Genomic DNA, 9,162 nt, shown 5'->3' on the forward strand with positions numbered 1-9,162 from the left:
GGGGTGCCGGCGCAATCGGCGCGCAACTTCCTCGGTTTCCGCGACGGCTCGGCCAACCCCGATTCCAACGACGCCAAGGCCATGGACAAGCTTGTCTGGGTACAACCGGGCAGCGATGAGCCGGCCTGGGCGGCCCACGGCAGCTATCAGGCGGTGCGGATCATCCGCAATTTCGTCGAGCGCTGGGACCGTACGCCGCTGCAGGAACAGGAAAGCATTATCGGCCGGGTCAAGACCACCGGCGCACCGATGGGCGCCAACCATGAAACCGAAGTCCCGGATTACAGCAAGGATCCGGAAGGCAAGCTGACCAAGCTCGACGCGCACATTCGCCTGGCCAACCCGCGCACCGCCGCGAGCCAGGCCAACCTGATCCTGCGCCGCCCGTTCAACTACTCCAACGGCGTGAACAAGAACGGCCAGCTCGACATGGGCCTGCTGTTCATCTGCTACCAGGCCGATCTGGAAAAAGGCTTTATCACCGTGCAGACCCGGCTCAACGGCGAGCCACTTGAGGAATACCTCAAACCGGTCGGCGGCGGTTACTTCTTCACCCTGCCGGGTGTCACGGGCGACAAGGATTTCATCGGTCGCTCGCTGCTCGATGCCACTCAACCCAAAACAGCTGCATAACCATAAAAACCCTCGGAGCCGCTCCATGAAAAAGTCGCCACTCGCGTTATTGCTGACCCTTGGTTTGCTCAACACCCCGCTGTCGGCGTTCGCCGCGACGGCGCCGCTGGATCTGGTCGGCCCGGTGTCGGACTACAAGATCTACGTCACCGAGCAACTCGATGAACTGGGCAGCCACACCAAACAGTTCACCGATGCGGTGAAGAAAGGTGATCTGGCCACCGCACAAAAGCTCTATGCGCCGACCCGCGTCTACTACGAGTCGATCGAGCCGATTGCCGAGCTGTTCAGTGACCTCGATGCGTCCATCGACTCCCGCGTCGACGACCACGAAAAAGGCGTGAAGGCTGAAGACTTCACCGGTTTCCATCGCCTCGAATATTCGCTGTTCTCGGAAAAGACCACTGAAGGCCTGACCGCCCTGGCGGACAAGCTGGACAGCGACGTCAAAGACCTGCAGACCCGCGTTGCCGGCCTGACCTTCCCGCCGGAGAAAGTCGTCGGTGGTGCCGCCGCCCTGCTGGAAGAAGTCGCCGCGACCAAGATCTCCGGTGAAGAAGACCGTTACAGCCACACCGACCTGTACGACTTCCAGGGCAACATCGACGGCGCGAAGAAAATCGTCGACCTGTTCCGTCCGCAGATCGAGAAACAGGACAAGGCGTTCGTTGCCAAAGTCGACAAGAACTTCGCCACCGTGGACAAGATCCTCGCCAAGTACAAGACCAAGGACGGTGGGTTCGAGACGTATGACAAGGTGAAGGATAACGATCGCAAGGCGCTGGTTGGGCCGGTCAATACTTTGGCTGAAGATCTGTCCACGTTGCGTGGCAAGCTGGGTCTGAACTGACAGATCTGAGTCGCCGGTAAAAAAGATCGCAGCCTTCGGCAGCTCCTACAGGGTGTTCACATTCCCACTGTAGGAGCTGCCGGAGGCTGCGATCTTTTGCTTTAACAGGTTACAGAATCCGGTACAGCAACCGCTCGATCCGCACCCGACTCACCCGCTTCAAAAATTTCGCCACCGCCGCCGGGTATTCCGGCAGGGTCTCCAGGCTCTGGAAGCTGGCAATCCGCGTGGTGTTGCGGAAAATCTCTTCCTGCTCCTTCGCCCGTGGCTCAAGCCACTCGCCTTGCGGGTCATCGATCAGCAGCGCGTTTTCCAGGTCCAGACGAAACGCCCGTGGATTGAGGTTGTTGCCGGTCAGCAGCGTATAGCGCTGGTCGACCCACATGCCCTTGAGGTGGTAGCTGTTGTCGCCGTCACGCCACAGGTGCAGGTTCAACTGGCCGCTGTCGATGTTGCGCTGATGCCGCTTGGCGAAGCGCCGCAGGCTGATTTCGTACAGGTATGGCAGCGCCGCAATCACCTTGAACGGCTCGCTCGGCGGGATGTAGAAATCGTTGGCCGTCTTGTCGCCGACCACGATGTCGATCTTCACCCCACGGGCCAGCGCACGGTTGACCTCGCGGATGATCGGCAGCGGCAGGTTGAAGTACGGGGTGCAGATGGTCAGTTGCTGTTGCGCACTGGCGATCAGTTCGACAATCACCCGGTTCAACGGGTTGTTCTTGCCCACGCCCAACAATGGGCTCACCGACAGGCCGCTATGCGCGGTGCCGCCGGCGCTCGTGTCGTACGCGGCGTATTTGAGCCGGCTGCGCAGATCGCCGATGTCGTTGCGCAGGCTGCGGGTGGTCGGCAGGTTCGGCAGATCGAGGCGATGCACGGCTTTGGATTCGATCAGGCCATGCTTGACCAGATGATGCATCGAGTCCGCCAGTTCGCGGCTGTTCAGCACGTGGTAGCGGTCGAAACGGTACTTGTCGAACTTGTGCAGGTAGACGTTGTTCAGGCTCGCACCGCTGTAAACCACGCAATCGTCGATCACGAAGCCCTTCAAGTGCAGGACGCCGAACAGCTCGCGAGTTTGCACCGGCACGCCGTAGATCGGCACTTCGCTCTGGTGCGTGCGGGTCATTTCCTGATACCACGCCGAATTGCCCGGCTGTTTGCCAGCACCGATCAGCCCGCGCTGGGCGCGCAGCCAGTCGACCACAACAACGACTTCCAGCTCCGGGCGCTTGAGCTTGGCGGCGTGCAAGGCATCGAGGATTTCCTGACCGGCCTCGTCGTGCTGCAGATACAGCGCGACTATGTAGATGCGCTGGGTCGCAGCTGCGATTTTCTCCAGCAGGCAACGACGGAACTCGGCGGCGCCGGACAGAATGGTCACGGCTTCGGCAGTCAGCGGAAAGCTGCGCAGTCTGGGCAGCAAAGAGCGTTTGAAAAGCAACGGCATAGGGCTCGCAATGGGTCGAATCCGAAGAACCCGAGAGCTTACACCATCAACTCGTTCGGGTCTTGTGAGTGTCTGTAAAGAGATCAAAAGATTGCAGCCTTCGGCAGCTCCAACACTGATCCCTGTAGGAGCTGCCGAAGGCTGCGATCTTTTGATCTTAAAAACAGCTTGCGAAAGAAGAATGATCGTTCTACTGTTCGCCACATGAACAAAATCACAGACACCTCGACCCGCGACATCATTCTGGATGTCACCGAAAAGCTGATCTACAAAAGTGGCATCGCGGCCACCGGCATGGATCTTCTGGTGAAAACCGCCGGCGTCTCCAGAAAAAGCATTTACCGCTACTTCGCCAACAAGGAGGAGCTGACCGTCGCCGCCCTGCAACGCCGCGACGTGCGCTGGATGCATTGGTACAGAAGTGCTGTCGATCAGGCCGAAACTCCGGCCGATCGCTTGCTCAACCTGTTTACCGTGCTCAAAAGCTGGTTCGCCTCGGAAGGCTTTCGTGGCTGCGCCTTTATCAATACCAGTGGCGAAACCGGTGACCCCGCAGACCCGGTGCGCCAGGTCGCCAAAGACCACAAACAAAAGCTGCTCGACTACCTGTGCGAGCTGTGTACCGAACATGGCGTCGAAGATCCGCAACGTCTGGCCAGGCAGTTGCTGATCCTGATTGACGGCGCCATTACCGTAGCGCTTGTGATGGGTGATCACAGTGCCGCTGATAATGCGCAATGCATGGCGCGTAAGTTATTGGACCTGTAACGCCTTAAATAAGCCTCAACCGTTGTTTAATCGTTAATTAGATCGGGAGACTGAACATGTCGACTGCTGCCCAAGTGCGTCCGCCTTTACCGCCGTTCAACCGTGAATCGGCTATCGAAAAAGTACGTCTGGCCGAAGATGGCTGGAACTCCCGCGATCCCGAGAAGGTGTCGCTGGCCTACACCCTCGACACAAAATGGCGCAATCGCGCCGAGTTCGCCAACAATCGTGAAGAAGCCAAGGCGTTCCTGACCCGTAAATGGGCCAAAGAGCTGGACTACCGCTTGATCAAGGAACTCTGGGCCTACTCCGACACACGCATTGCCGTGCGTTACGCCTATGAATGGCATGACGATTCGGGCAACTGGTTCCGCTCCTACGGCAACGAAAACTGGGAGTTCGATGAGCATGGCCTGATGTTCCAGCGCTATGCCTGCATCAACGACATGCCGATCAAGGAAAGCGAACGCAAGTTCCACTGGCCGCTGGGGCGCCGCCCGGATGATCATCCGGGGCTGTCGGACCTAGGCCTCTAAGTCCACATAACTCCCCCTGTAGGAGCTGCCGAAGGCTGCGATCTTTTGATCTTGCTTTTAAAAAATCAAAGGCAAAAGATCGCAGCCTTCGGCAGCTCCTACAGGGAGGATTGTGTGTTTCAGGCTACTGCAGCAATCTTCGCAGCCTCCAGTTTCCGCACCAACGGCAACACCCGCTTGCCGAAATACTCCACCTCTTCCTGAAAGTGCAGAAACCCCGCCAACACCAGATCCACCCCCACCGCTTTCAACGCCACAATCCGCTCGGCAATCTGCTGTGGCGTGCCGATCAGGTTGGTCTTGAAGCCATCGTTGTATTGCACCAGATCCTCGAACGTCGATTTCGCCCAGTTGCCCTCACCCTCCGGCGATGCCCTGCCCGCCTGCTTCGCGGCGTCGCCGAAAGCGTTGACCGCGTCCGGATCGGCCTGGTCGATGATCTGCGCCAGTACCGCGCGGGCCTCTTCTTCAGTGTCCCGGGCGATGACGAAGGCATTGACGCCGATCTTCACCGAATGATTGTTTGCCGCCGCTTTCGCCCGGATGTCATCGACCTGAGCCTTGATCCCTTCGACGCTGTTGCCGTTGGTGAAATACCAGTCCGAGACCCGTGCGGCCATGTCCCGTGCCGCGCGGGAACTGCCGCCCTGGAAGATTTCCGGGCGGCCCAGCGGCTTCGGTTTGAGGGTGTAATGGTCGAAACGGTAGAAGTCGCCGCGAAAGGTGAAGTTGTCCTGACTCCAGATCCCGCGCAACGAACGGATAAATTCCTCGGAACGCCGATAGCGTTCGTCGTGTTCCAGCCAATGCTCGCCGATGGCCTGGAACTCGCCCTTGAACCAGCCGCTGACGATGTTCACCGCGATCCGGCCGTTGGTGAGTTGATCGATGGTTGCCAATTGCTTGGCCGCCAGCGCTGGCTGCCACGGCCCCGGCAGAATCGCAGCGATCACCTTGAGTTTGCTGGTGGCGGCCAGCAACGCATGACTGAACGCCACCGATTCATGCTGGAACTCGGCGCCGTAACCGGCGGTGAAACGGATCTGCGTCAAGGCATATTCAAATCCGGCGGCCTCGGCGAGTTGCGCCAGTTTGCGGTTGTAGTCGATGCCCCAGTCGGTGCGCTGTTCGATCTTGCTGACCACCAGACCGCCACTGACGTTCGGCACCCAGTAGGCGAATTTCACGGCTTGCTGACTCATTGGCGTGTCCTCGGGACGTTGGGAAGGTCAATGAGGTAGAGCAGCAAGCGTGCCAGGGTCAGGTGCCCGATTTTATTGGGCTTGAGGCTGATGGAGTTGCATTGTTGGAGGATGATTTGTTGTCGAGGTGTTGGGTGGGCAACAGTTGAATAGGCGGCGCCTGAACCGGCCTCATCGCTGGCAAGCCAGCTCCCACAGGTTTCCTGTATGTTCGCAAAATTTGTGTTCATTAGAGATCTCTGTGGGAGCTGGCTTGCCAGCGATGGGGCTTTACGGGTCGCCGCAACACCTGGAAATGAGTAACATGTCAGCCCTTCCCCGCAGCCCCTCTGCGCCCTGCCGAATAAGCCGATTCCATGCCTTTCGAACTCAGCGTTGACCTCACCACCCTGGCCATTCTGGCCCTCGTCGCTTTCATTGCCGGTTTCATCGACGCCATCGCTGGTGGTGGCGGGCTGTTGACCACCCCGGCGCTGCTCACTGCCGGTCTGCCACCGCATCTGGTGCTGGGCACCAACAAACTGAGTTCGACTTTTGGCTCGGCCACCGCCAGTTTCACTTTCTACCGACGCAAGCTGTTCCACCCTCGGCAGTGGACACACGCGATCATCGGTACGCTGGTCGGCGCGCTCACCGGTGCCATCGTCGCGCACTACCTGCCGGCGGAATGGCTGAACAAGATGCTGCCAGTGATCGTGTTCGCCTGTGGTGTGTACCTGTTGTTCGGCGGCACGCCCAAGGCGCCGCTGGACAGCGACGCGCCGATCAAGAAGAAATGGCAGTCGAGCCAGGGCTTCAGCCTCGGTTTCTACGACGGTGTAGCCGGTCCCGGCACGGGCGCGTTCTGGACGGTCAGCAGCCTGCTGCTCTACCCGATCGATCTGGTCAAGGCCAGCGGTGTGGCGCGCAGCATGAACTTCGTCAGCAACATTGCGGCGCTGTCGGTGTTCGTGTTTTCCGGGCAGGTGGACTGGATCATCGGCCTGTGCATGGGCCTGTCGGTGATGGTCGGCGCGTTCTTCGGGGCGCGCACCGCGATCAGCGGCGGCGCCAAGTTCATTCGCCCGGTGTTCATCACCGTGGTGCTGGGCTTGACCGTGCGGCTAGCCTGGCAACACTGGTTCAGCGTGGCCTAAGCGGCGCGCCACGTAGACGTCGATCAGGTAACGGGCAATCGATTTTGACGCCGGCAACGGCGGCAGGTCGTGCACGTTGAACCACTGGGCGTCTTCGATCTCATCCTCCTGACAGATGATCTCGCCACCGGCGTATTCGGCATGGAAGCCGAGCATCATCGAATGCGGGAACGGCCAGCACTGGCTGCCCATGTACTGAATGTTCTTCACCTCGATGCTGACTTCCTCGCGCACCTCGCGAATCAGGCAATCCTCGGCCGACTCCCCCGGCTCGGCAAAGCCGGCCAGCGTGCTGTAGACCCCGGTGACAAACCGCGGTGAACGCGCCAGCAGGATTTCGTCGCCGCGGGTGATCAACACAATCATGCTCGGCGAAATGCGCGGATAGCTGCGCAAATCACACGGCTGGCAATACATCGCCCGCTCACGCGGCACCTGGGTCATCGCCTGCCCGCAATTGCCGCAAAAACGGTGTTCGCGGGCCCATGTACCGATCTGCGCGGCATAACCCAGCACTTTGTAAATCGTGTGATCGCCGTCGAGCATGAACGCCCGCAGGCCTTTCCAGTTGCAGCCCGGCACCTCGCTGGAACTGCGCAGCTCCAGCAGATAGACCGGCTCGCCATCGAGATGGCCGATGCCATGTTCGGCAAGGACCGACAGGTCCTGACGCTTGAGCCATTCCCGGGGGAACAGCGCGCCGTTATCGTCGAACAGAAAGCCTTCGGGGCTGCGTGCCACGGCCCAGCCGCCCGGTTGATCGGTGTCCAGTACTGCAGTGGTCCAGCGAGCTGTCATGGTTTCTCAATCCAGAAATTCGGGTTTCTGTTTACTCATATGGGCGGCCATGGCCACACGCAAGTCGGTGGATTGCAACATGGCGGCGTTCCAGGTGGCAACGTATTCGAGACCGTCGTCGATGCGATGGTCACGCATGTAGCTGATCATTGCCTTGGTGCCGGTGACCGCAATGGGCGATTTGCCGGCGATGTCGCGGGCAATGTCCATCACGCCTTCGAGCAGCAGCTCCTTGTCGGCGTAAACGCGATTGACCAGGCCGATGCTGCGCGCCTCTTCGGCGCCAAAGGTGCGCCCGGTATAAGCCAGTTCACGCAGCATGCCGTCACCGATGATCCGTGGCAACCGTTGCAACGTGCCCACGTCGGCGGCCATACCAATGTCGATTTCCTTGATCGAGAACTGCGCGTCCTCGGCGGCGTAACGCATGTCGCAGGCGGCGATCAGGTCGATGGCGCCACCGAGGCAATAGCCCTGAATGGCCGCCAGCACCGGTTTGCGGCAATTGTCGACGGCGTTGAACGAGGCTTGCAGGGTGAGGATCTTGCGCCGCAGCAGGCGTGCATTGCGGCCGACGTCCTTGCCCAGTTCATTGGCGACGCCGGCGAGCATCATCAGGTCGATGCCGGAGGAAAAATGTTTACCGTTACCGCTGAGCACCACCACCCGCACTTCGTCGGTGTCTTCGATCCATTGGAAGATCTCGACGATCTCGCTCCAGAACGCGGCGTTCATCGCGTTGATCTTTTCCGGACGATTGATCTGCACATGAGCGATGTTGTCGGCCAGTTCGACGCTGAAGGCGGTGTATTGAGACATGGCAGTGATCCTTTACCGGGCAGAAAATGAGGCCCGAACTATAACAAGGCATCACGATGGTGGTTCGGCCAAATGCGGGACTGGCTCCCACAAGGAGATTTTTGCCGCGCCTTGATCCCTGTAGGAGCTGCCGAAGGCTGCGATCTTTTGACTTTCAAGATCAAAAGATCGCAGCCTTCGGCAGCTCCTACAGGGTTTTGTATCGATGCAAAAATGTGGGAGCCAGCCTGCTGGCGATGAGGCCACCCCGATCTAACCGACCTTCACCGCCACATACGCCGCCGTCTCATAAGGCACAGTCAGCACATGCCGCCCACGCAACGCCGGTTCCGAGGCAATCAAAGCTCGGATCTGCTCATCAACCTTGTCCCGCTGCGCCTGCGGCAATGCCGCGATGAAACTGGTGGAGCGCACCCGATTGAAAATCACGTCCTCGGGCGAGCCGGTGTGTCCGTGATGAAACTGCTGTAACTGCAGCGCCCCGAACGCCGGATGCGGAAACGCCTCGCGCCATTGGCCGGTGTAATACCTTGGCGTATCACCTTCCAGTGCATTGACGATCGCGTCGAGTTTCGGCACCCAGCTGACTTGTGTATCGCGCAGGTTCCAGATCAGGCCAAGCTTGCCGCCGGGCTTGAGTACCCGGGCGATTTCGGTCAAGGCTTCTGGCGTGGCGAACCAATGAAACGCCTGCGCGCACACCACGGCATCCACGGAGGCGTCAGGCAGTGGCAGGTCCGTCGCAGTGCCGCCCACGGCCAGCACCTGTGGCCATGCGGCAGACAGTTTTTCCAGCATCTGCGCCACCGGCTCTACCGCAATCACCTGCGCGTCCGTGGCCGCCAGCCGTCCGGTGAACTTGCCGGTGCCGGCGCCCAGATCGATGACGGTCTTGTGGCTGTCCAGACCCAATGTCTGGGTCAGCCACTGACTGACCTGTGGCGGGTAATCGGGGCGACCTTTGACG

Annotated in this window: 10 protein-coding genes; 5 read left to right on the forward strand and 5 right to left on the reverse strand. The window is 59.8% G+C overall.

The window, feature by feature from the left end:
* A partial coding sequence (locus DBR18_RS28890; RefSeq protein ID WP_256588604.1) for a Dyp-type peroxidase occupies positions 1-633 on the forward strand: 633 nt, incomplete at its 5' end.
* 25 nt (positions 634-658) lie between these two features.
* Entirely contained in the window at positions 659-1,483 is an 825-nt protein-coding gene (gene efeO, locus DBR18_RS06895; protein WP_108589789.1) for an iron uptake system protein EfeO, read from the forward strand.
* Between the two features lie 109 nt (positions 1,484-1,592).
* Here the strand turns inward: efeO and pssA are convergent, their stop codons facing one another.
* The gene (gene pssA / locus DBR18_RS06900; protein WP_108589790.1) at positions 1,593-2,936 is read right to left on the reverse strand and encodes a CDP-diacylglycerol--serine O-phosphatidyltransferase; all 1,344 of its coding nucleotides are present in this window, start codon (positions 2,934-2,936) and stop codon (positions 1,593-1,595) included.
* 204 nt (positions 2,937-3,140) lie between these two features.
* Between pssA and DBR18_RS06905 the strand changes: the two genes are divergently transcribed.
* Together DBR18_RS06905 and DBR18_RS06910 are read left to right on the forward strand one after the other, a co-directional pair.
* The gene (locus DBR18_RS06905) at positions 3,141-3,704 is read left to right on the forward strand and encodes a TetR/AcrR family transcriptional regulator (RefSeq protein ID WP_108589791.1); all 564 of its coding nucleotides are present in this window, start codon (positions 3,141-3,143) and stop codon (positions 3,702-3,704) included.
* Between the two features lie 56 nt (positions 3,705-3,760).
* On the forward strand, positions 3,761-4,240 hold the full coding sequence (locus tag DBR18_RS06910; RefSeq protein WP_098963977.1) for a nuclear transport factor 2 family protein: 480 nt from the start codon (positions 3,761-3,763) through the stop codon (positions 4,238-4,240).
* A 119-nt stretch (positions 4,241-4,359) separates the two neighbouring features.
* Here DBR18_RS06910 and sfnG read toward each other — a convergent pair whose 3' ends face one another.
* Entirely contained in the window at positions 4,360-5,442 is a 1,083-nt protein-coding gene (gene sfnG, locus DBR18_RS06915) for a dimethylsulfone monooxygenase SfnG (protein WP_108589792.1), read from the reverse strand.
* A gap of 356 nt (positions 5,443-5,798) precedes the next feature.
* Here sfnG and DBR18_RS06925 point away from each other — a divergent pair, with 356 nt between their 5' ends.
* Positions 5,799-6,578 (forward strand): TSUP family transporter, encoded by a 780-nt coding sequence (locus DBR18_RS06925; protein ID WP_108589794.1) that lies wholly within the window; start codon positions 5,799-5,801, stop codon positions 6,576-6,578.
* Here DBR18_RS06925 and nudC read toward each other — a convergent pair.
* From nudC to DBR18_RS06945, 3 genes are all read right to left on the reverse strand, one after another.
* Positions 6,546-7,376: an NAD(+) diphosphatase gene (nudC, locus tag DBR18_RS06930; RefSeq protein ID WP_108589795.1), complete on the reverse strand. Its 831-nt coding sequence runs from the start codon at positions 7,374-7,376 to the stop codon at positions 6,546-6,548. The two genes, DBR18_RS06925 and nudC, sit on opposite strands and share 33 nt — an antisense overlap.
* Before the next feature lie 6 nt (positions 7,377-7,382).
* The gene (locus tag DBR18_RS06935) at positions 7,383-8,195 is read right to left on the reverse strand and encodes a crotonase/enoyl-CoA hydratase family protein (protein WP_108589796.1); all 813 of its coding nucleotides are present in this window, start codon (positions 8,193-8,195) and stop codon (positions 7,383-7,385) included.
* Between the two features lie 252 nt (positions 8,196-8,447).
* A partial coding sequence (locus DBR18_RS06945; RefSeq protein WP_108589807.1) for a class I SAM-dependent methyltransferase occupies positions 8,448-9,162 on the reverse strand: 715 nt, incomplete at its 5' end.

It is taken from the genome of Pseudomonas sp. HMWF021, from assembly GCF_003061005.1.
Taxonomy (GTDB): domain Bacteria; phylum Pseudomonadota; class Gammaproteobacteria; order Pseudomonadales; family Pseudomonadaceae; genus Aquipseudomonas.

Bases quoted from the DNA above. Each gene is read 5' to 3' on its own strand.
- pssA (WP_108589790.1), bottom strand. From the start codon at position 2,936: ATGCCGTTGCTTTTCAAACGCTCTTTGCTGCCCAGACTGCGCAGCTTT.
- DBR18_RS06910 (WP_098963977.1), top strand. From the start codon at position 3,761: ATGTCGACTGCTGCCCAAGTGCGTCCGCCTTTACCGCCGTTCAACCGT.
- efeO (WP_108589789.1), top strand. From the start codon at position 659: ATGAAAAAGTCGCCACTCGCGTTATTGCTGACCCTTGGTTTGCTCAAC.
- DBR18_RS06925 (WP_108589794.1), top strand. From the start codon at position 5,799: ATGCCTTTCGAACTCAGCGTTGACCTCACCACCCTGGCCATTCTGGCC.
- DBR18_RS06905 (WP_108589791.1), top strand. From the start codon at position 3,141: ATGAACAAAATCACAGACACCTCGACCCGCGACATCATTCTGGATGTC.
- nudC (WP_108589795.1), bottom strand. From the start codon at position 7,376: ATGACAGCTCGCTGGACCACTGCAGTACTGGACACCGATCAACCGGGC.
- DBR18_RS06935 (WP_108589796.1), bottom strand. From the start codon at position 8,195: ATGTCTCAATACACCGCCTTCAGCGTCGAACTGGCCGACAACATCGCT.
- sfnG (WP_108589792.1), bottom strand. From the start codon at position 5,442: ATGAGTCAGCAAGCCGTGAAATTCGCCTACTGGGTGCCGAACGTCAGT.